19 protein-coding genes are annotated in these 21,184 nt (G+C 56.6%); 9 read left to right on the top strand and 10 right to left on the bottom strand.

The features are described from left to right. The first annotated feature begins 314 nt into the window (after positions 1-314). The 4 genes from VEG30_15795 (at position 315) to purQ (ending at position 2,806) form a co-directional block, all read left to right on the top strand. Complete coding sequence (locus tag VEG30_15795) at positions 315-905, top strand: sigma-70 family RNA polymerase sigma factor (protein ID HXZ81392.1); 591 nt, start codon at positions 315-317, stop codon at positions 903-905. After that, positions 902-1,384 (top strand): hypothetical protein, encoded by a 483-nt coding sequence (locus VEG30_15790; GenBank protein ID HXZ81391.1) that lies wholly within the window; start codon positions 902-904, stop codon positions 1,382-1,384. The genes VEG30_15795 and VEG30_15790 overlap by 4 nt, the downstream gene beginning before the upstream one ends. A 21-nt stretch (positions 1,385-1,405) precedes the next feature. Then, the gene (locus VEG30_15785) at positions 1,406-2,008 is read left to right on the top strand and encodes a periplasmic heavy metal sensor (protein HXZ81390.1); all 603 of its coding nucleotides are present in this window, start codon (positions 1,406-1,408) and stop codon (positions 2,006-2,008) included. A 108-nt stretch (positions 2,009-2,116) separates the two neighbouring features. Then, a complete protein-coding gene (gene purQ, locus VEG30_15780) occupies positions 2,117-2,806 on the top strand; it encodes a phosphoribosylformylglycinamidine synthase subunit PurQ (GenBank protein HXZ81389.1) in 690 nt (229 codons plus the stop codon). Between the two features lie 143 nt (positions 2,807-2,949). On the opposite strand, the gene VEG30_15775 is transcribed toward purQ, so the two are convergent. The 7 genes from VEG30_15775 to VEG30_15745 form a co-directional block, all read right to left on the bottom strand. Beyond that, positions 2,950-3,540, bottom strand: a complete 591-nt coding sequence (locus VEG30_15775) for a nicotinamidase (protein ID HXZ81388.1) — start codon at positions 3,538-3,540, stop codon at positions 2,950-2,952. 12 nt (positions 3,541-3,552) lie between these two features. After that, a complete protein-coding gene (locus tag VEG30_15770; protein ID HXZ81387.1) occupies positions 3,553-4,668 on the bottom strand; it encodes a D-glycerate dehydrogenase in 1,116 nt (371 codons plus the stop codon). Positions 4,669-4,813: 145 nt separating this feature from the next. After that, the gene (locus tag VEG30_15765; protein ID HXZ81386.1) at positions 4,814-6,010 is read right to left on the bottom strand and encodes a pyridoxal phosphate-dependent aminotransferase; all 1,197 of its coding nucleotides are present in this window, start codon (positions 6,008-6,010) and stop codon (positions 4,814-4,816) included. 211 nt (positions 6,011-6,221) lie between these two features. After that, positions 6,222-7,199 carry a glycosyltransferase family 2 protein gene (locus VEG30_15760; protein HXZ81385.1) on the bottom strand — a complete coding sequence of 326 codons (978 nt, stop codon included), beginning with the start codon at positions 7,197-7,199 and terminating at the stop codon, positions 6,222-6,224. Positions 7,200-7,253: 54 nt separating this feature from the next. After that, a complete protein-coding gene (locus VEG30_15755; protein ID HXZ81384.1) occupies positions 7,254-7,763 on the bottom strand; it encodes a GNAT family N-acetyltransferase in 510 nt (169 codons plus the stop codon). A 75-nt stretch (positions 7,764-7,838) separates the two neighbouring features. Beyond that, positions 7,839-8,021 carry a hypothetical protein gene (locus tag VEG30_15750; protein ID HXZ81383.1) on the bottom strand — a complete coding sequence of 61 codons (183 nt, stop codon included), beginning with the start codon at positions 8,019-8,021 and terminating at the stop codon, positions 7,839-7,841. Positions 8,022-8,041: 20 nt separating this feature from the next. After that, complete coding sequence (locus tag VEG30_15745; protein HXZ81382.1) at positions 8,042-8,626, bottom strand: hypothetical protein; 585 nt, start codon at positions 8,624-8,626, stop codon at positions 8,042-8,044. A gap of 358 nt (positions 8,627-8,984) precedes the next feature. Here VEG30_15745 and VEG30_15740 point away from each other — a divergent pair, with 358 nt between their 5' ends. Continuing rightward, the gene (locus tag VEG30_15740; protein ID HXZ81381.1) at positions 8,985-10,163 is read left to right on the top strand and encodes a tetratricopeptide repeat protein; all 1,179 of its coding nucleotides are present in this window, start codon (positions 8,985-8,987) and stop codon (positions 10,161-10,163) included. Positions 10,164-10,286: 123 nt separating this feature from the next. Then, complete coding sequence (locus VEG30_15735) at positions 10,287-10,712, top strand: hypothetical protein (GenBank protein ID HXZ81380.1); 426 nt, start codon at positions 10,287-10,289, stop codon at positions 10,710-10,712. A 79-nt stretch (positions 10,713-10,791) separates the two neighbouring features. On the opposite strand, the gene VEG30_15730 is transcribed toward VEG30_15735, so the two are convergent. Continuing rightward, on the bottom strand, positions 10,792-11,400 hold the full coding sequence (locus tag VEG30_15730; GenBank protein ID HXZ81379.1) for a DinB family protein: 609 nt from the start codon (positions 11,398-11,400) through the stop codon (positions 10,792-10,794). Positions 11,401-11,616: 216 nt separating this feature from the next. On the opposite strand from VEG30_15730, the gene VEG30_15725 reads away from it, so the two are divergent. Continuing rightward, the gene (locus tag VEG30_15725; protein ID HXZ81378.1) at positions 11,617-13,176 is read left to right on the top strand and encodes a M20/M25/M40 family metallo-hydrolase; all 1,560 of its coding nucleotides are present in this window, start codon (positions 11,617-11,619) and stop codon (positions 13,174-13,176) included. A gap of 439 nt (positions 13,177-13,615) precedes the next feature. On the opposite strand, the gene VEG30_15720 is transcribed toward VEG30_15725, so the two are convergent. Next, positions 13,616-16,414, bottom strand: coding sequence for a HEAT repeat domain-containing protein (locus VEG30_15720; protein ID HXZ81377.1), 2,799 nt, complete (start codon positions 16,412-16,414; stop codon positions 13,616-13,618). A 421-nt stretch (positions 16,415-16,835) separates the two neighbouring features. Between VEG30_15720 and VEG30_15715 the strand changes: the two genes are divergently transcribed. After that, on the top strand, positions 16,836-18,830 hold the full coding sequence (locus tag VEG30_15715) for a mechanosensitive ion channel domain-containing protein (GenBank protein ID HXZ81376.1): 1,995 nt from the start codon (positions 16,836-16,838) through the stop codon (positions 18,828-18,830). 131 nt (positions 18,831-18,961) lie between these two features. Then, positions 18,962-20,422, top strand: a complete 1,461-nt coding sequence (locus tag VEG30_15710) for a hypothetical protein (protein HXZ81375.1) — start codon at positions 18,962-18,964, stop codon at positions 20,420-20,422. A gap of 3 nt (positions 20,423-20,425) precedes the next feature. Here VEG30_15710 and VEG30_15705 read toward each other — a convergent pair whose 3' ends face one another. Further along, entirely contained in the window at positions 20,426-21,106 is a 681-nt protein-coding gene (locus VEG30_15705; GenBank protein HXZ81374.1) for a transglycosylase domain-containing protein, read from the bottom strand. Positions 21,107-21,184 lie beyond the last annotated feature (78 nt).

Genomic DNA, 21,184 nt, shown 5'->3' with positions numbered 1-21,184 from the left:
TACTTCTAGCGCGTGGGCCTCTTTGCAACTTTTTAGTCTAAGGAATGACTACTCGAGTCTCCTCCCAGCGCCAGAAGATGGGGTCGTACAACAACACGTATTGCACGCGACTCCAGAACCCACAATCTGGCACGAGGAAATCATAAAGTGATCTAGAGCCTAGCCCGGATTATTCACGTCCGTCAATCACCCAGCGGGTTAAAAATCTCGATAATTGCGATTCAAAAGCGCGATAGATCGAATCCAAGCTATTGTCAGTGGATGTAAACCTCCGCCCCCTGGATTCGTCAATTTTGGTGTAGGAGACAAAAGGGTTGGCCGACATCGTCACCGGAATGTTGCCCATCGAGGCCGTACCGGATGCTAAGTCTCTCGCAGAGCAGGACTTCAACCAGATCGTCCGCCTCCATCAGCGGCGCATCTACCGGATTCTGCTGTGCGTGCTGAAGGATCCGGACGCGGCCGACAATCTCACTCAGGAATGCTTCCTGCGGGCTTACCGGAAGCGTGCCAGCTTCCGCGGAGAAGCTGCGGTCGAGACCTGGCTGACCAGAATCGCCATCAACCTGACTCGCGATTACTTCCGCAGCAAGCGTCGCGGCTTCTGGCAAAAACTGTTTCACGCGCCAGACCGGCAAGAGTTGAGTGATATCGCCGAGCAAATACCCGATGGCAAGCTTTCGTCGGAAGCACAACTCGTGGAGCGGGAGCGGGTAGCGGCCATCTGGAAAGCCGCCAACCGCTTATCTCCTAATCAACGTGAAGTCTTCCTGCTGCGCTTTGCCGAAGATATGACTCTGCAGGAAATTGCCGCCACCCTCGACGTTGAAATTGGAACCGTTAAGGCGCATCTCTCTCGCGCCCTGAGTGGCATCCGAACCCGGCTAAAAGGAGCAGGTCAGTGAATCCCCATCTGAGTGAATTTGAGTTGAACGCATCGCTGTGGGAGGAGCCATCCGGCAGCGTTGCCGGCCACCTCGCATCTTGCGCCGATTGCCGCCGTGAGCGCGACCTGATCGCAGCACCGCTCGCGGCTTTCCGCGACGACTCACAGCAGCTTGCTGCCCGCGATGAGTTCTTCTGGTCCGCGCAGCGCGCGCGCATTGAAAGCCAGATTGCCGCACGCTCAAGCCAAGGCATTCCAGGTCTGGCCTGGAGCATGGTCGTAGGTTTGATTGTTCTTGGGGTGTTTCTTCTGAAACCCGCGAAGCCCCCAGCTGTTCCGGCGCCCACGTACAGCCAATCCATTCGTAGTCAGGACCAGGATTTCGCCTTGCTTGTGGAAGTGGAACATACCGTAAACAGCCAGGTGCCCGATGCCCTGGCCCCAGCAACCCTTTTGGCGTACGAGATGAATCGTACTGCCCTGACAAAGTCCAAATAGCACTCTCTGGAGGAGAACGCTATGCAAATCAAATTCGCTTGGTTTTGGCTGCTTGTTATTCCTAATCTAATGCTCGCCCAAGTCTCGGTCACCACTGGCGGCCCAATCGGCGGAGCCGTCGGCGGTGTGGCAGTTTCCGGCGGCCCGATGGGCGGCGGCAACGTCATGTTTTACAAGGGAGAGCTCGGCAACTGGTGGAAAAACTCCGAAATCGTGAGCAAGCTGCATCTGACTGACAATCAGATCAAGCAACTCGAAGACAGTTTCTACCAGCATCGCCTTAAGCTGATCGACTATGGCGCCGAAACTCAAAAACAGGATTTGAAGCTGGAGCAGTTGATGCATGCAGATTATCCCGACGAGAAACAGGTGACCGCGCAGGTCGACCAGCTGCTCGCCGCGCGAGGCAAACTGGAGCGCGAGTTCACGCTTATGACTCTCGACTTCCGCAAGGTCCTCAGCCTGGAGCAGTGGAAGCAGTTACAAGCCATCCACACCCGAACCCAACAAATGTTTATTAGAAGGGTTGGGCCACCAGGCTCGATGACAGCACCGTTCCCACCCGGTGTTCCGCCTCCACCACCATCCCTGGACCTGGATGGCCCCGAACCACCCCCCAGGTAATTTCCGATTCCGGGTAGCGCGGACGTGTGTGCGCGGACGCTCCTGTCCGCGCTCCCGTGTTTTCCTAGGTGTCGGGAGGGCCTCCTGACCGCATGCTAGACTGGCATCATGAAATTCGGCGTGATCAGGTTCCCCGGCTCCAACTGCGATCACGATCCCTACTGGGTTCTCGAGTCGGTCGCTCACCAACCCGTCACTTTTCTCTGGCACGAGTCTCATGATCTGGAAAACTGCGACGTGGTCATCATTCCCGGCGGTTTCGCCTACGGTGACTACTTGCGCACCGGCGCCATCGCCCGCTTCTCGCCCGTGATGGAGTCAGTCAAGAAATTTGCCGATAGCGGTGGAATAGTCCTCGGCATCTGCAACGGCTTCCAAATTCTTTGCGAGTCTCACATGTTGCCGGGCGCGCTCTTGGTGAATGCGGGGCTAAAGTACGTGTGCCGAGCTGTGCATGTCCGCGTTGAAAACCCTGACACCCCGTTCACCAACTCGTGCAAAGAGGGTGAGGTACTTCAGATCCCGATCGGCCATATGGAAGGAAACTACTTCTGCAACGAGGAGACCTTGCGCGCACTGCGCAGGCGGATCGTCTTTCGCTACTGCACCGAACAGGGCGAGGTCACAACGGCAGCCAATCCCAACGGATCACTCGATAACATTGCGGGGATTTGCAACGAAGGTCGCAACGTTCTCGGCATGATGCCCCATCCCGAACGCTCCAGCGAGGGCCTACTGGGTGGCACCGACGGCTTCAAAGTGTTTCAGTCGCTGGTAGGTGTGATGGCGGCCCGCTAGCCCGATTCTCCCATCAAAGAACCTGAGGCGCCCCCGTTCAAGCGAAGCTTGGGCGGGGTAGTTCTTGATGCGGGGTTCACGCCTGCTTCTGGGCCTTAAATGGGGAGTTCAAAACACAGTCTCAACTGCCACCGGCACTCGGCTCACGCTGCCACTTGCACCGTCTCCACGCTCTCGTGGAACTCGACCCCCGCTGCCTTCATTTCCGCCAGCGCCTTGTTCGTCGTCTCCGGTTCGACACCCGCGACCGCATCGAGCACCAGGTGCACACGGAAGCCGGCTTCGGCCGCATCGAGCGCTGTAGCGCGCACGCAGTAGTCTGTAGTGAGCCCGCAGACAACAACAGTGTTGAGGGCTTTTTTCTTCAAGACCTGTTCCAGGCTTTCGCCTGCTGCGTTGACCGCCTCAAATCCCGAATAGCCGTCCCGGTGCGGGTGCTGTCCTTTGCGCAACACTTCATGATGCTTTCCCAGCGTGCCCGGCTTGTGCAATTCCCGAACCAGTTCTGCGCCCACACTTCCTTGTATGCAGTGCACTGGCCAGGGGCCTCCGTGCTGGCGGAATTGAGAATGTTTCGGCGGATGCCAATCCATCGTGTACACGACGAATGCGTCTTCTCCCAGGCGTTCGATAAGCCGGTTTATGCGCGGCACAACCTTCTTGCCACCCTTCACAGCTAGTGCGCCGCCCTCGACAAAATCATTTTGTACATCGATGACGAGCAAGCCAACCATCGCACGCAGTCCTTAGGGGCAAAACGCTTCTTTATTGACCACGAACGGCATTTTGCAGGGATCACCATTGTGATTGCCCTCGAGTACATCGATGAGTGCCTGCACCGTTCGCCCCGCCATGCCTTTGTCGGGATCGATGGACAAGCGGGTAATTCTGCCGGCGCTGGCGAAGTGCGAAAACAGTCGGCAGCGGTCTTCCAGCGCGGGATCGCGCAGCGGAGAATCCGCCGCTAACGGCTCCTTTTCGAAGACATCCAACGCCGCGCCTCCAATCCACTTCTCTTTCAATGCTAGCGCCAGCGCAGCTTCGTCAACGACAGGTCCACGTGAAGTATTCACCAGATAGGCCGTCGGCTTCATGAGTTTCAGGGTTCGTTCATTGAACAGGTGGAACGTGGGAGTCGCTGACTCGCCCTGCCGCAGCAAAGGAACATGCACGCTGACAAAATCTGCCTGGCGAAGCGCTTCTTCGAACGCCACGTACTTGATCCAGCTCTTATCCTTCTGAATACCATGAGCGTGACGGAAATCCATCAAATCCTGGATGGCTTCGACGAACCGATGATTTTGATAGACCGGGTCATAGCAGAGGATGTTCATGTCGAACCCGGTGCACTTCTTGATCATCGCCAGTCCAATTCGTCCTGTGCCGATCACAGCGATGGCTTTGCCAGTGACCTCGTCTCCAAGAAATGGCAGGAACGGATGCCAATACCCCCACTTGTTTTCACGCACCAGCCTCTCGCTGCTCCACAGCTTACGTGCCAGAGCCCCCATGATGAAGAAGGCGAATTCGGCGGTCGCCTCCGTCAGAACGTCGGGAGTGTGCGTGAAAGGGATCTTGTAACGGTTGGCGTCTTCGCGGTTGATATTGTCGAAGCCCACCGCGTACTGGGAGACAACTTTCAGCCTTCCCTTCCCCGCCTCGAACACTTCGGCATCGATCGGATCGCGCAAGGTTGTAATCAGGCCATCAATACCCGATTTCACCTTCTCAATGATCAGCTGTTTCGGGGGTGGCTCTGGCTCGGGGTAGACCTCTAACTCGTAGCCACGGCGTCGTAACTCGTTCTCCGCTTCCTCCCCGATCGAAGCAGTGGCAAACACACGAAAGTGTTTATCCGGCATTGTCGTTCCATCCTCGCCCCGAACCTCGTACGAGTATGAACCAGTGGACTGCCTTCCGGAAAGGCTTTGACAACAGCCCAATGCAAAACGCCCGCACAATGCGGGCGTTTTTGTGCCTGGAACTGGCGGCAGAGCCGGTTTATCACTATAGACGGGCCTTTACCCATTCCTCGATTCTGTCTGCTGCCTTTTCCAGGTTTTCGTACGAATTGGCCACGCTAAACCGGAGATAGCCTTCCCCGAACCTACCAAATGCCGTTCCGGAAAGCGCCGCTACGCCAGCCTCTTCCAGCAATGCATCGGCGAGCTTCTTCGACGACCAGCCCGTTCCCGTGATATTGGGGAAGGTGTAAAACGCGCCCTTTGGCAAACGGCAAGAGAAGCCTTTGATCCGATTGATGCGCCCGACAAACATATCCCGGCGGCGTTTGAATTCCGCATCCATGCCCTCCACGGGCGACTGATCCCCCGTGAGTGCCTCAATGCCAGCTACCTGAGTGAAACTGGCAGTACAGGAATTGGAGTTCGTCATCAGGCGCGCTATGTGCGCTGCCAGGTCGGCGCGCATCACGCCATATCCCATGCGCCAGCCCGTCATGGCATAGGTCTTGGAAAAGCCGTCCAGCAGGATTGTCCGATCCTTCCAATCGTCCAGCGAGAGGATCGAGTGATGTTTACCTTCGAAGATTAGCCGACTGTAGATTTCGTCTGACAGCACCATGATGTCGCGATCCCCGATCGCAGCAGCAATGTCGCGCACATCCTTTTCGGTGAGCACTCCCCCCGTGGGATTTTGGGGTGAATTCAGAATAATCAGCTTGGTGCGCTCGCTAATCAGATCCGCCAACTCGTTCACATCGAGCCGGAAATCCAATTCCTCGCGCAGACGAATTGGTACCGCCGTCGCGTCCAGGAAGTTGATCATCGACTCGTAGATGGGGAAACCAGGATTGGGATAGATGACTTCATCCCCTTCTTCAACCAGTGCCAATATGCTGAAGAAAATGATCGGCTTGCCGCCCGGAACAACCACCACTTCCTCGGGTCCGACTCTTACTCCCCTAGTCCTGCTCACATATTGGGCGATGGTCTCGCGCAGTTCGGGCAAACCGGCAGACGGGCCGTAATGCGTCCACCCGTGACGGAGAGCATCAGCGCCAGCTTCGACGATGTTGGCCGGGGTATCAAAATCCGGCTCACCGATTTCCAGGTGAATAATCTCCTTGCCCTGGCGCTCCAAAGCCTTAGCGCGCACCAGGACCTCGAACGCGGTTTCTGTTCCCAGCCGGGCCATGCGCCTGGCCAGACGAAGTTCATGTGTGACTTTATCCATGGTTGGCATATGACGACCTACGCATTATATGTGAGTCGGACTTTTGTTCGCGGGCCCTTGTGCCCGGGAGCCTAAGGTGCGGTCAGCCAATGAATCCCCGCAGCCGCTAGGCCAAAAACGGCTCTGGGGGCGCAATTAGTCTGCAGCAACTGGTCAAACGTAAGCGGTGATGGGAATCACAGGGGTGGCGGAGGTGAGCCCCGAACTACTGTGGAGAACCTTAGTCGGCGATAGTGGACTGTTCGTTCTTCGAGCGCAGGATGCGATCCACCGAGTACGGCGCATGGCGCACCGAATCGTGATAATGGCGCACATGCATCTCTCCCAGCAGACCCAGGGCGAGCATCTGTACACCCGCCAGGATCAGTACGGCAGCAAAAATAATCAGCGGACCGTGTGCCGTCATCACGTCGGCATTCCGCACGATCTTCAGAATCGCCAGCCATATGCCAATCGCGCATCCTGCTGAGGCACTCAACATCCCTACCGACCCAAAGAAATGCAGTGGCCGCTGCAGGTAGCGAAGTAGAAAGCGAATCGTGATCAGGTCGAAGAACACGCGCAGTGTGCGCCCGATTCCATAATGTGAATTTCCCCGTTCACGATTGAGGTTGCTGATGGGAATCTCGCAGATTGACGCCCCATACCAGGATGCCAGGGCAGGAATGAAACGGTGCAGTTCACCATACAGCGGAATCTGGGTCAGCAATTCCCGTCGGTAGGCCTTATAGGTTGTTCCGAAGTCGTGAATATCCACGCCGCTCAATCGCGCCATCATCCAGTTCGCGGCACGGGATGGGATGCGGCGCAGCAAAAGATGATCGATTCGCTGTTTGCGCCAGCCACTGACAATGTCATAGCCCTCGTTGACCTTGGCAATGAAGTCCGGAATTTCGCTCGGATCGTGCTGGAGGTCACCGTCCATCGCGATCACGTATTCGCCGCGAGCGTGATCAAAACCCGCCGCCAAAGCCGAAGTCTGACCAAAATTGCGGCGCAGTTTCACCACCGTCACTCGGCTGTCAATCTCGGCGATCTCGCGCAACAGTTCGAAAGTGGCGTCGGAACTGCCGTCGTCCACAAAAACAAGTTCGAACCCTTCTCCCGTCGTCTCCATGACATCCTTGAGCCGGTCATAGAGTTCGGTAACGTTCTCCGCTTCGTTATGAAAGGGAACTACGATCGAATACTTAAGCACGATATTTTGATTATAAATGCCTCGCATAAGATGCGAATAACAATTCTGCCAACTCTAGCAACCAGTCGGATTCCCTCGGCCCCCGCTCGCTGCTTCTGCTAAACGCAGTAGCGGTTGGCCCGTCAATCGTACTGGGAGCCAGTGTCTGAGAACCTCTCCTCCTACTCGTTCATAGAAATCAATGGCCGGAGTGTTCCAATCCAAAACTTCCCAGCGCAGCCCATAGCAGTTCTCCTGCACCGCAATTTCTGCCAGTTCCGCCAGCAGCGCCTTGCCAATTCCCTTTTCTCGATATTCAGGCTGAACGAATAAATCCTCGAGATGGAGCCCTGACTTGCCTCGCCAGGTGGAGTAATTGAAGAAATAAAACGCGAAGCCTGCAGGCTGTTTGTTCCAATCTGCGATCAGAACGTGGAACTTGGGACGATCGCTGAAGCCGTCGCGGATCAGATCTTCTCGCGTGGCCACCACGGCCTGTGGCTCGCGCTCGTATTCCGCCAAATCGTGAATGAATTGCAGAATCAGTTCAACGTCATCAGCGGTGGCACACCGGATGGAAAGCATGCAGACATTGTACAAAGCAAAGATAAGCCGGCCCGGCCATGTTCCGCCGGACCGGCTGGAAGAAGGTTAGGGTTTCTACTGTGACCGCGTGCTGGTCCGGCATAGTGCTTGCAGGCCCAGAGGATCTTGCTTATCAGTCTCAGCATTCTCCAGCAGCACATCCACGAGCCTGATATAGCGATCGATCCATACCAGACTGTCTCGCTTCGAGGATGCATCCGCCGTGGGATGGGGGAGTGTGTTGCCCGACGGTTGCATTACTGCTACTCCTTTTGCATTTAGTGACTAGCCTTAACAATTCGTTCACGGATCAGCGTCGCAATTCGCAGTCCCGCGTTCCGAATATTGTCAACGCTCTTTTGTAAGTTTTCGTCCAACTCGGCGTGGCTGAGAATTAGGTCGCAGTTCCCAATCACCACCGCAAGTTGTCCGTTGAGTTGATGGATAACCTGCATTGGGTCTACGGATCCCGTTCCTTCTGGAACCACAACTCCCACTGCAGGTTCATAGGCCTGCCTCTCGGTCGGCAGATGGTAGTTGAGGATCGCGGCCGCAATCGAAAAGCCTCCGTCCTCAGGCGCACTAATGCTGGCGCGGCGCACCACGTATGCGTCGCAGGTGACCTCAATCGGAGTCTGCCCGGCAATTGCCTGGGGCAGAGTAAAACGGATGGCGATGGGCGTTCGAGGTTCAACCGGCCCCTCAGCACGAAACAATACCCCGGTGCAACTGATGTTCTCTGTGATCCCATCATGCCACTGGAATTCACTCGAGCCGCGGTAGCGTAAGGGTGTCTTCAGCTTAAAACGTGTCGGACGGGAAACCCCTATGTCGCTCACTATGAGGGCTTCATTTCGTGCCACGCGGAAACCCCTTACCTTGGGCAACCATTTCACGGACCAGCGCTCCCACGTTCAACCTATGTTCAACCTATCGCAACCCACTGATTTGATGTGGGGATTCGCAGCTGCGATGGATTACGGAAGGGACTGCACACTTGGCCGAGCCTGCCATCGGCAGAGGTGCTAAGGGAGTCCTCTGTTCAAGCGCTATTCGGGTGTTACCTCACCAACTGGCGGCGTTCGATCGGGCGATCAATCGTCGCACATGAGCCTGGGAGAAAGAATGCTGTGCGCTCCAAAAGGGGAGTAAAATGCTCTGCACAAAGGGTGCTCTCTCCACCTTTTTTTGTATCCCAGGCACTTGCTTAGGGGGTTCTCCATGACTTCCACCCTTACCGCCTCCCTACTTACTCTTTTGGCCGTCTTAACCATTCTGCCTCTTGCAGGAGCACAAGCTAAGTCTGGAGGCGGAAGTACCGGTGGCAGTGCAGGGACCTCGACGCCTGGGCGTGGCACTAATCCAAATATTCCACCCGTTGGACAATTTCCTGACAACACCACTACGGGTGCCTACCTTACGGGAAAAGTAGTAATGGAAGAAGGCGGTGAGCCCCCGGAGCCGGTTACCATCGTGCGCGTTTGCAATGCCAACATTCGCCGCGAGGCTTATACCGACTCCCACGGCCAGTTCAGCATTCTTTTGGGAAGCCGGGCTAACACCATGGTGCCGGACGCCTCTGAAGGCCGAGACTTCATCAACACAATTAACAACGGCACACGAGTCTCCGAGCGCCAGCTCTGGGCGTGCGAACTCCGGGCGGATTTGCCTGGCTACACCTCATCCAGCATCGCCCTCGCCGGCCACAGGTTCATGGACGATCCCAACGTAGGCACTATCGTTCTGAAGAAAGCTGGCAAGAGCGAATCCGGCAGCATCAGCGTGACCAGCCTGCAGGCCCCTCCCGGAGCCACGAAGGAGTATGACAAGGCTCGCGACGACCTGAAGAAAAACAAGCTGCCTGATGCCGAGAAGCGCCTTGTCAAGGCAGTACAGCTCTATGACAAGTATGCTTCCGCCTGGCTGCTTCTCGGAGAAGTGCAGCAAAACGAAAATCACCTGGATCAGGCACGCGAGTCTTATCTGAAAGCTGCCGCTGCCGATCCCAAGTATGCACCACCATACTTGCGTTTGGCCCAACTCGCGGCTGTGAATAAGCACTGGACCGACGTCATTCAGTATGCCGACAAGGTCATTGAACTCAGCCCTACCGCCTACCCTATCGCTTACTTCTACAGTGCAGCCGCCAGTTTTAATTCACAGAAATTAGCCGACGCCGAAAAGGCAGCTCTGAAGGCCGAAGAGCTGGATACCCAGCATCAAGAACCACGGATCCAATTCCTGCTGGGGAAGATCTATGCTGCCAAGGGCGATTACACACTTGCCGCAAAACATCTGCGCTTATTTGTGGGATTGGTGCCCGAAGGAGAACAGTCTGAGCGCGCTAAAACCGATCTCGCAAAGATGGAGCAGATGAATGCAGCCGGAGTGAAACAGTAGACTCCGGCTCGCATCCCAAAGATCAAGAACCAAGAGAGTAAGCGTCCAACTGCTTTCGTAAGTTGCTTTCACTCCTGATTGGCCTCAAGTTCTGCTTGTGGGGGCCGATTTAGAAGTGGAAGTATGCTGAAGAAAGTACTCACCATAGTGCTGATTTGCTGGTTTGCATCGCTGGCTCAGGCTGCAGATAGCGACGCCGACCACGAGATGCTGGTTGAGCCCAAAGCTGAGGCTCCCAGGGTCCCGCCTCATCATTTTGTCGATCGCGAGAATGTCGCCTTGTTCGGCGCAATCACTATGAGTCGGCTGGCTGACGTCCACTCCACCTATCGCAACATGCGTCTTGGTTATCCCGAAGCAGAATTACCACAAGCCCTGGTGAATAGCCGGCCAGGATTTGTGGCCTTCAGCCTGGGAATGGTCGGAGCCAATGTGGGTGCCGCTTACCTATTTCACCGGGCCGGGCATCACAAATTGGAACGCGCCACTTCCTATATTCACTTCGCTGTGATTACCGCATCTGCCGCCCGTAATTACGCTATCCCGTAGGTCTCTGCGCTGCGATTGCTGCCCACTCTTTGGAACGCCGTGCTAAGCGACAGCGTGTCCCGCGGCACATCTTTGCCCTTTACTCTCCCGGCCGCTCTGTGACGGGTTTGCCCGCAGGCTTCGGCAGAGCGGTCTTCTCCCCGCCGGTCGCCTCCCCCGCGAGCAGCGCCTCCAGGGTGGAGTAGGCGTAAATGGTCGGAGCGTGGTTCTGCATCAATCCGCCGGTATCAGCCGTTGGACCGTAATTGCTGTGCAAGTCTCTTCCCAGCATGCGTAGCATCGCCATTTGCTGCCCGCGATGATGCGCGGTGTGCGTGAGTCTGCGAGTCATCACCCAGGCGCGCGAGCGCCGCACGTCAAAGAACTGCACCTCCTCTTCCCACCAGGATTCGCCCTTATCGCGCAAAACTGTTAGCCGCTTTCCACTGTCCTCTACATATCGCCGGATGAACTCCAAACGCTTCTCTGGCGATGGCAGAGGAGGCGCGCCCACGTCGATTCCTAGCATTGTCCGAAACCAGATGTCCTCGCTCATACACTGATGCACCATTTGTTCATGGACACTCCGCCCTCGCGGATCCTGGGCGCGCGGACGCACTTGCATATCCTCATCCCTGAACTCACTCCACACACTCACCACCTTCAGTCGCTCGGTGGCATACGTCTCTATCAGGAAATCGTATTTCATAAGACGCTAGCTCAGTGCTCTAATCGAGAAGATGTTAGTCGGACAGCCGGTCCATAAGAAAAAATGCAGCTCGTCTTGGGATTTCAGGTCCCACCCTTTCACGGTTGCGCGATGCTACCAAAAGGAGCAGCCTCACGCCACCCGCCTTGTCGCCGTGAGCGGCGCGGCAGAGCTCTTGTTATGATGTTTTGAGCGCCCGCACTTTCGGGGGAATTCTTGAAACCAATCGCACTCGCCTCTACTCTTCTGCTGATCGCAAGCTCTCTGACCCTCCGCGCTGCCGATGCCAACTTCGAACCACCAGTTCCCGCCACGGATGGCACTTTGCCCGCGCTGACGGCAATCGCTGGACAAGCCACCATGAACTCTCATTCCTACGACTACCTGGAAGAGCTCAGCGATGACATAGGCGGACGCGTGACCGGTTCTCCACAGGCAGCTCAGGCAATTGAGTGGGGCCTGGCAAAAATGCGATCGATCGGCCTCTCGAACGTAAGGGCGGAGAAGTGGAGCCTCTCGCGTGGATGGACCCGCGTCTCCGCCGACGCGGAACTGGTTTCCCCAATCCATCGCCACCTTCACATCGATTCTCTCGGTTGGGTGGGCTCGACGCCAAAGGGTGGCGCTGAAGCTGAAGTAGTGACTGTCGATCTCACCGAGCTTGATCGTGAAGTGAAAGAGAACTCCGGGCATTGGTCGGGCAAGATCCTGATGATGCAGCAGAAGGACGAACTCTCGCGCGAGCAGCGCGAAAAATTGTACGTCAAGTTCGGTCCGTTTCTCCGTGCTGCCTATGCCGCCCATGCTGTCGCCGTGATTGGCGGACAAGGTGGGACGAAGGCGCGAGGGATGGATCTCACTCATACCGGCGCTCTCGGCTTCGATGAGTATTTCGAGATCCCAGTTGTCAGCATGGCGGCCGAAGATCAGCAGCAATTGGAGCGCTTTCTCAAGCAGGGCAAAGCGGTACACGTGAAACTCGATGTTCAGAACCGAGTGATTGACGGGCCGGTGGAGACAGCGAACGTTGTCGGCGAAATTCCTGGGTCAGTACATCCGGAGCAGATCGTAGTAGTGGGCGGGCATCTTGATTCCTGGGACCTCGCTCAGGGCGCGACCGATGATGGAGTCGGCGTAGCGACTACCCTTGGATCAGCGGAAGCAATTCTCAACGCCAAAGTCCGTCCCAAACGAACGATCCGCTTTGTGCTGTTCACCGGCGAAGAACAGGGACTGTTAGGGTCCCTGGCCTACGTGAAGATGCATAAGAACGAGATGCCGAACCACGTGGCGGCCATCGTTCTCGACAACGGTCAAGGGCCCGTTGTTAGCTTTAACCTTGGAGGCCGCGACGATCTGATCCCGGCCGTTGAGAAGTTCGCCCAGTCAATTAGTGCCTTTGGGACTTTCAAGACTGATGATGGCGTTGAATTCGGCACCGATGTCGGCCCCTTCGTCCTGGCCGGCCTTCCAGGAATCAACCTCGATCAGGATTCGCCAGAGTACAAATTCACCCATCACTCTGCCGTAGATACCCTCGATAAGGTGCAGCCGGACATTCTGCTTCGCAATACGGCGGTGATGGCCCTGACTAGCTACTGGATCGCCGACCGCCCGGAGCGCCTTGCCACACCCTGGCCCCCGGAAAGAACCGCCCGAATGCTGATTCGAAAGAAGAAAGACGAAAGCCTGAAGGCCTTCGGCCTATGGACATTTGGCGACCTCGGCCGCGATTCGAGCAAACCTCCGGCCGCATCGACAGGGACATCGCAATAGATCTTCAGGCAGCGCGGTATAGCGAATTGCATCCGAAGGAGGCATGGCAGCTTGCGTCGATCCTCTACGCTCTCGAGGCCCTTCCCCTCCGGAGCAACCTCTGCCCCATCCTGATCCAGAGCCTCTGCCCGGCTCTGATCCCGATGTAATTCCCGAACCCAAACCAAATGACGACCCCAAGCCCGACCCTGACGTGTTTCCAGGTCGCCAGCCCGTGCCAATTCCAGCATTCGGCTTAGCCACCGGATGCGCTGCAAGCAGCATCCTCTACACAACAACCGTTGTAAATTCCCGCAATGGAGTGATTATGCCGAATCAAAATCTGGCAAGAATGAAAATCGCAATTCTTGCTGCTGACGGCGTGGGAAAAGCAGAGCTGGCCGAGCCTCGAAAAGCGCTCGAACAAGCCCGGAAGGTGGTTCTGATTGCGAACTGCTTCTTACGAAGGCTTTCCCAAAACCAAGCGCGCCTCGTCGGAAAGTTGTTCCTGCCGACCGGCAAATTCTTCCAACAGTTGGCGCGCCAGCGGGGATTGATTTTTGGCCAGGGCACCCATGGCCATTCGCCGTGGGCCGAGGGCCAGCTTGCTCGAGCGTAGCAGCCGTGCGAGCACCTGTGGGGTTTCGTCACCGGGAATGCAGGTCAGTACCTGGATCGACTTTCTCACCACTCCTGGATTCACGCACCCATCCAGAACAAATCGTTCCAAGTCAGGAATGGTGGCGGGATCCTTCACAAACAACAGCTCATCCAACACCTGGTCTAGAACGTCGGGAGCCAGCTTGGCTAAAGAAGCTGCCATGACCGGTCCCCGTCCACGGCTGCGGTTTTTGCACAGAGCAGTGAATGCCGCCTGCTGCACCCGTGGATCCGAATGTTGCAGCGCCCCCGCCATGTGGGCTTCCAAGTCGGGATCGCGCAGCTCCGACAGGACCCCGCACATGTTGCGCACAACGTACCAGCGTTCGTCTTCCAGGTACTTGCAGGCCACCTGAAGAGCTGCCGGACCCAGCTGCGTAATCAGGCGCAACAACGCCAATCGGTTTTTTGCGTCCTGCTCTTTGATCAAATGGCTGAATACGACTTCTACGCTCGCCGGCGCGGCCAAGCGCAGCAGCATGGCCGCGATCCGGGCCCAGTTCGAATCTCCCCGCTGCAGCAGGCATAATTCCACGATTCGTTCCAGGCTGGCCGCGGGAAGTAATCGGCTCATGCCGGTTACGCAGCATTTCTTGTGTTCACCAGGATTCCGATTCTTCGATCTCTCCAACGCCAGCCCGATGATTTGCACCTGCTCGAAATCTTCGAAAGTGGCGATCGATTGCGCCAGTACCGTTAAGGCATTCGCAGCCTGGAAATGCACGAACTCTGATACGTCATCCCGCAATACCACGCGGCTGAGCCGCTCCACTGCTCTGGGCGCAAAGCCCACGCGGGCCAGAGGCATGCTGCGAATCAGTTCCGGCGCGCGACTTAATTCGTCAGGCTGAATTTCCACTCCCTCCTGGTCTAAAAAGTCGAAATAGTGATTCGCTAGTGCGGCGGCTTGCTCAACCTCCCGCTCTTTCACTAGCTCCCGCAGCAGATCCATTAGCCGCCGGAACTGAGTGCTGGAATAGTGCGAGATTTCCATCAGCCGCGCGTATTTCTTGTTGCTGCTCAGTGATGTCCAGCGCAGCTCGTCCCGGATCTTCTCCTGGACATTCGCAGGCACGGCAAAGTCCTGAATGAATTTGGTGAGCTTCGCACTGAGGCGGTCCGCCATATGCGTAGCCTGAAGGCTGCGCGCCAGGACGCGCACTACTTCTTCCTCCACCAATATTGTGTCCGACTGAGTGCCCACAGCCTTAAGCCGCTTTCCCGCCCACTGCAACGCGGTATCTTCGATAAATTCCGCGGCTAATTGCTCCGGCGGCAGTGTCCTTACTTCGTCCTGGCGTTCGGGAGACATGCGGGCTAGTACCGATTCGACTCCGGTGTCCCTCAGTATTCTCGCTAGCGCCACGTAAGATTTGCGCGGATTACCCTTCTCCTCCAACAGTGACCGCTCTACCGAGTTTTCCATCAACTCGATGAAGCTGTTATATCCCCATTGCCCGCCTTTTCCGCCCCCAGGTGCGGCCCCCGGCGGCGGTTGCTGCGTGCTGTAGTAGGCCCCGCCTGGCCGGCCACTGCCTTTGAATCCGCCTCCGGCTCCCACTTCAATACCCGAACCCACGCCCGATCCCCAGCCGATTCCACCTGCGGTCCCTTGTGTCCCTCCGCCTGTCGCGTATGGCATTCCTGGACCTGGCCCGCTCGCTCCGATACCACTACCTCCTGGCGATGCCGCGCCGTCACCTTGAGCTTGAGTCATGTCGCCAATTGGAGCCCCACCCGCAGAACCACCAACACCACCTGTCGCATGTCCCGCCGCCCATCCAGTTCCTGTTCCTCCCGATCCTGCCAGCCCGCCGCTTCCGCCGGGAGCGCCAGAACCACTTGCGTTACCACTGTTTGGCAGGCCAATGCTTCCAACCCCAGGATTGCTTCCGCCGCCGTTCCCCATCTCCGCGCCGGCTCCATCTTTTGCGACTACCAGGTTGGGCATCGGAATCGGTACGCCGTAATTGGCCCCGCCGCTGCCTACGGCTGCGAAATCTGAGAGCACGCTGGTACGAGTAGCAGGATCAAGGCAGGCCGACTCCAACAGTGCGTCAATCGAATCCAGAAAATCTTTTGGACCTTCCTCCTCCGCCATTTGTTTCGACATAATGTAGGCTTCGGAGTCCGTATCCAGGATAGTGTCGCCCTGCTCGTCTTTCTTCTGGTTCTTCGCCGCAGCTATGATTCGCGCCCCCTCTACCTCGTTCGCCTCAAGGTAGTTCCGTAGTCCGCCGGCGTCCTCTATCACCTTGGTCGGCACTGACAAGAGGCTAATGAGCTTGCGATATCTTCCCAGGCTCAATCCCGGTTCAAAAGTTATGGCGGCAACGCCGCGCTTGAGAAGTTCTTTTTCGAGTTGTTTCAGCGAGGGATCGGTGGTGATCAGGTTGTTGAGTACTACTTGATTGTCAACAAAGCCAAAGGTAAACTGCCCCGTCTCTTTAAGCAGGCTGTTGAGGGACTGAAAACTCTGCTGTATCGGACGCTCGACACTCTGATGCTCGGCGGAAAACATCACCGCTGTTCTGAGGCTCTGTTGCAGACCGCGGGCAAAACGCAGTCCGAGTACCTTCAGTTGTTTGGCATCGAGCATCGCAACTATTCCCTGACATGGCTTGCGAGGGTCCGCTCCTAGCCATAGCTGACTTTGCACAAAATCCGATATCGCGATAATAAAGAAGATTGGCAATCCACAAACAAAACTCCGGGTACTTTTGAGTACGAAAGTAACCTCTCTTACGATGTGCTTTGCGATAGCGTTGAGCGGATGAATCTCCTCAGCTGAACTTTGGATGGCGACTCGGTTGCGCAACATTCTCTGGCATAATGTCAGGGCCACTCCGCAGGCTTGTACTGAAGTTACCTGTTTTGCGTCCTTCGCTTCCGACAGAGTAAACGTGTCCTGATTTTATGAGGGCAACTCCTGTCATTCTCCTCGACTCCTAAGAAGTACCGGAGTCTCGGAGAATACAGCGTCGCTGATAAGTCTTTGATTTTATTAGGCTGAAGGACTCATGCATTTTCGAAGCGAAAGAAGTTGGGTCTGTTTATGGGCTACTGTTCTGCTGCTATTGGTATTTTTGTTGCCATTCCTGTCCTCCGCCCAAAATAACTCCTCGGCCCAGACCCTAAATACGCAAGACATACTTGGATTTCTGAATCAGACTATCACTTGGTATCGCCAGCTGGCGTTGCAACAGCAGCTCGCAACTGAGCCGAACGACATTATTTCCCTCAATGACAACCGCCAGCTCGCCGACCAGATAGTCCGCCTATCGTTCAACTTCGCGCGAGCACAGTCCCAGGCGGTGAGCACTCCCGCGAATCAGATTCAAAGCGGGACATCGCAACCGGGACAGGCTGCTTCCACATCTGCACCCAACCAATCTCTGACGGCCGCTGTGGCCCGGATTGACCAGAAGCTGAAGCAGACTCAGCTTGAGCTGGAGTCTCAGAAACGCCAACTCGATGCAGCTAGCGGCCGCAAGCGCCGTGAGTTGGAATCCAGCATCTCCGAGACCGAAAGTGAAGTTAATCTGCTGCAGGCACGCCGCGATTCCATGCGCAGCATGCTCGAATTTGCAAGCGGTGCTACCGCCGGCGCCGGAAACAACAGCTTGCAAGCGCAAATCGATGAACTCGCCCGCACTGTGCCCGCTGCTGCTTTAGAGGCTCCAAAGGCGGGCGCTACGTCTCAGAATTCTTCGTCGAACATGTCCACAGGCGTCGCAGCTGCGGCAGCGACGAGCCACAAGCCCGAGCCTTCCGGCATCCTCGCTATCGTCTCCAACACCATTGAGCTGCATCGCAAGATTGCTGCTCTTGACGATCTGATCAAACATACCGATGCCCTAACGCAGTCTGCCAAGGATCTTCGCACGCCACTGCGGTCAAACATGAAGAACTTGATTCAACGGGGTGACCAACTGGCCGATCAGCCCGAGTCGCAGGATCCTAACTTTCTTGCGCAACAGAAGAAGGACATCGATTCGCTCACTGCGCAATTTAAGCAGATATCGGGCAGCATGCTCCCGTTAGGAAAAGAGCTGATCTTGCTTGACCTCTACAAGCGAAGCCTCGCTAACTGGAGGAATTCGGTTTACAGCCAGTACGTCGCCGGACTCAAGAATCTCGCGCTGCGGTTAGGCGCGCTTGCCATCATACTCGCCCTCGTTCTCGGCATCTCCGAGCTGTGGCGGCGGGCGACTTTCCGCTACATCCACGACGCCCGGCGTCGCTACCAGTTCCTGTTGTTACGCCGATTCGTAGTCTGGGCCATCATGGCGGTGGTCATCGCGGTCTCTTTCGCCAGCGAACTCGGCTCGCTCGCAACTTTTGCCGGGCTGCTCACCGCCGGCATTGCCGTCGCGCTGCAGAATGTCATTCTCTCGGTGGCCGGCTACTTCTTCCTCATCGGAAAATATGGCGTTCGCGTCGGGGACCGCGTGCAGATTGCCGGAGTAACCGGCGACGTCGTCGACATTGGCCTGGTGCGCATCCACCTGGTCGAGGTCAGCAATGGCGGCTCAGACGCCCGTCCTACCGGCCGTGCTGTAGTTTTTTCCAACGCTGTCGTCTTCCAGGCCAACGCCGGGCTGTTTAAGCAGATCCCTGGAACCAATTTCCTCTGGCACGAGATCACAATGACGCTGGCGCCGGATACGGACTACCGCCAGGTAGAGGAACGCATGCTTGGAGCCGTCAAGAAGGTCTTTGACGAATATCGGGAAACAATGGAATTGCAGCGGCGCACCATGGAGCGCGCTATCAGCCCCCTGTCGGTAGCGTCGCTTGGTCCGGAGAGCCGGATTCGACTCACCCAGACCGGCATCGAGATCATCATCCGCTATCCGGTTGAGCTCAGCAGCGCCGGCGAGATCGACGATCGGGTTTCGCGCGAGCTTCTCGAGGAAATCCGCCGCCCGCCTCGCTTCCGTTTAGTGGGCTCCGGCGTACCCAACATCGAATCTGTTCCAGAAACTCACAACGAGGTCGCACCCGTCAGATAGCTTCACCCCTGTCAGTATCAAATAAAAATTGCGGCTGCCCCACCCCTTATCGCGAAGCGACAGGGTGGCAATCAGCTGCTCGATTATGATTGACTCTTGGCCGCCACTCCTATTCCATTTCAACTTCTCTCATGAGGCAATCGAAAGTAATTATCCTGCTGGCGACAGCAGCATGGGTCTTTTCACTGCCCTGCTCCGCCCAGATTCGCGCTGGCGCTGCCATCAGCGTCATCACCCCGGCGCTAGGCAAAACTCCTGTGTACCTCGCAGGCTTCGGCCATGACCGCATCGCTAGCGCCGTGCACGATCCCCTTTCCGCACGCTGCCTGGCACTTGAAGTTCGTGGAAAAACCGTAGTCTTCTGCTCCACCGACCTGATTGGTCTGTTCTACGAAGACGTGCTGAAGATTCGCCGCAATGTGCAGGCTCGGTCGCCCGCCGGGTCGCAACTCGTAGTCGCCTGCACCCACACCCACGAAGGTCCAGATACTCTGGGCTTGTGGGGCCCCAGCTCGAAAGAGAGCGGCGTGGATCCAAGGTACTTGGAATGGGTTGAAGAGCGAATCACAGCCACGGCCGTCGACGCCATCCACACACTCCAGCCAGCCCGCCTCGAATTGGCGCGCGACGATCATCCGCTGCTAGCCCAACTTCAGAGCGTGGATCGCCCGCCTTACATGAAAGACCCGCATCTCTTCGTCATGCGAGTCGTGGCGACGGGCGATGCGAGGACTATCGCCACTCTCGTTAACTGGAGCGATCACCCTGAGACCATGAACCGGAAGAACACTGTCATTACCGCCGACTATCCGAATTGGCTCCGCCGATACCTGGAACAGCGCTACGGCGGTATCGCGCTCTTCTTCAATGGCGCAGTCGGAAAGCTATCCACACTCGGCAACCAGGTCGCGCTGCTCGACCCTGGGACCGGCAGGGTCGCCGAAGATGGCGCCTGGCGTAAGCCGGAACTGCTGGGCACCCTGCTCGGCCAATTAGCTGAAAAAGCATTGCTGCACGCGGAAGCGATTTTTCCCGACTCGCTGACATTTAAGTCCTCCGAGATTTTCATTCCTCTAGCGAACGATCGTTTTCGCATTGCTGAAGGCGCTGGTCTATTCGGCGACCGCAGACCGCTATACACCAGCGGCAAGCCCGATTCCTCGAACCACAAAGTCACACTGGAAGGCGGACAGTCAGCTCTCGCTGCCAACGGTCATGATCTGCAGACCGAAGTCGACTACATCACACTGAAATCAGGCAATACCGTGATCGCTGAATTCGTCACCATCCCCGGCGAGATCTTTCCCGAGCTGGTGAATGGCGGCATCTCTCGCTATGCTGGTGCAGATTTTCCCGACGCTCCCTTCGAAATGCCAGTCCGGAGCGTGCTCAAAAGCAAATATCAATTCCTATTGGGACTGGGAAACGACGAGCTCGGCTACTTGATACCTAAAGCAGAGTGGGACGAGCACGCTCCCTGGCTCCAGAACAGCCCCGAGCCCTACTACGGCGAGATCAACTCTGCCGGCCCGGACACCGCTGCTCTGGTACTGCGAGTGCTCGCTGACCTAATTGAGACGCAGGAACGGTGATGACTATGGTGCGTTGACAATTCCAAGCGAGGTTCTCTTTGCTTCGTCTGCTTCCGCCACGCTTATGCTGCCCCGCTGCAACATGGCATCAATTACATCGTTGCGCCGCGAAAACGCTCTATCAGGCTGCTCCTTCGGCGAAAACCGCTTCGGGCTTCTGATAAGACCGGAAAGCAGTGCTGCCTCTGCGATCGACAGTTCGGGAGCTGGTTTTCTAAAATAGTGACGGGCGGCATTCTCAATTCCGTAGATGCCTGGACCGAAGTACACGCTATTCACGTAAATATCCAACAACGCGTCCCCGCTGAATTTGCGTTCCAGTTGTGTTGCGGCACGTAGCTCACCTAGCTGCCGCTTGTGCACTCTTCGTTCGTTACAGAACAACTGCCTAGCGATTTGGAAGGAGTAAGTCCCATAGCGCTGATGGGTTGGGGACCCATCGTGAAGGTCATCGTACAAGCGCGATACCACACCTTTCGGATCCAGGTCGCCTTCTGCCGCGATTACCGCTGCACGCAATGTCGGAGTCTGGCTTACAGGAACAACGGTGATCCGGGCGGTTTCTCCGCAGATATTGACGTCGACAGCCCTTCCGTAGCCGTCGGAAGTGAACGCGGCTAATTCTTTCGTGTCGGGCAGATCGGCTGAGTAGAAGAATAGATAACCAATTAATGCAGCACTCAAGACAGTCGCGAGCGCTACAAAAGCAAGAAGAATCCGGAGCCCGGTCACGGCCCAACGCTTAAGCACGGACATGATCTT

It is taken from the genome of Terriglobales bacterium, assembly GCA_035624455.1.
Lineage (GTDB): Bacteria > Acidobacteriota > Terriglobia > Terriglobales > Acidobacteriaceae > DASPRM01.
The sequence above is the reverse complement of the archived record's forward strand: the minus strand, read 5'-3'. Positions and strand labels throughout refer to the sequence as shown.

Excerpts from the sequence above, each read along its gene's own strand:
- VEG30_15785 (HXZ81390.1), top strand. The coding sequence starts at position 1,406 with ATGCAAATCAAATTCGCTTGGTTTTGGCTGCTTGTTATTCCTAATCTA.
- purQ (HXZ81389.1), top strand. The coding sequence starts at position 2,117 with ATGAAATTCGGCGTGATCAGGTTCCCCGGCTCCAACTGCGATCACGAT.
- VEG30_15775 (HXZ81388.1), bottom strand. The coding sequence starts at position 3,540 with ATGGTTGGCTTGCTCGTCATCGATGTACAAAATGATTTTGTCGAGGGC.
- VEG30_15770 (HXZ81387.1), bottom strand. The coding sequence starts at position 4,668 with ATGCCGGATAAACACTTTCGTGTGTTTGCCACTGCTTCGATCGGGGAG.
- VEG30_15765 (HXZ81386.1), bottom strand. The coding sequence starts at position 6,010 with ATGCCAACCATGGATAAAGTCACACATGAACTTCGTCTGGCCAGGCGC.
- VEG30_15755 (HXZ81384.1), bottom strand. The coding sequence starts at position 7,763 with ATGCTTTCCATCCGGTGTGCCACCGCTGATGACGTTGAACTGATTCTG.
- VEG30_15750 (HXZ81383.1), bottom strand. The coding sequence starts at position 8,021 with ATGCAACCGTCGGGCAACACACTCCCCCATCCCACGGCGGATGCATCC.
- VEG30_15740 (HXZ81381.1), top strand. The coding sequence starts at position 8,985 with ATGACTTCCACCCTTACCGCCTCCCTACTTACTCTTTTGGCCGTCTTA.
- VEG30_15735 (HXZ81380.1), top strand. The coding sequence starts at position 10,287 with ATGCTGAAGAAAGTACTCACCATAGTGCTGATTTGCTGGTTTGCATCG.
- VEG30_15730 (HXZ81379.1), bottom strand. The coding sequence starts at position 11,400 with ATGAAATACGATTTCCTGATAGAGACGTATGCCACCGAGCGACTGAAG.
- VEG30_15720 (HXZ81377.1), bottom strand. The coding sequence starts at position 16,414 with ATGCTCGATGCCAAACAACTGAAGGTACTCGGACTGCGTTTTGCCCGC.
- VEG30_15715 (HXZ81376.1), top strand. The coding sequence starts at position 16,836 with ATGCATTTTCGAAGCGAAAGAAGTTGGGTCTGTTTATGGGCTACTGTT.
- VEG30_15710 (HXZ81375.1), top strand. The coding sequence starts at position 18,962 with ATGAGGCAATCGAAAGTAATTATCCTGCTGGCGACAGCAGCATGGGTC.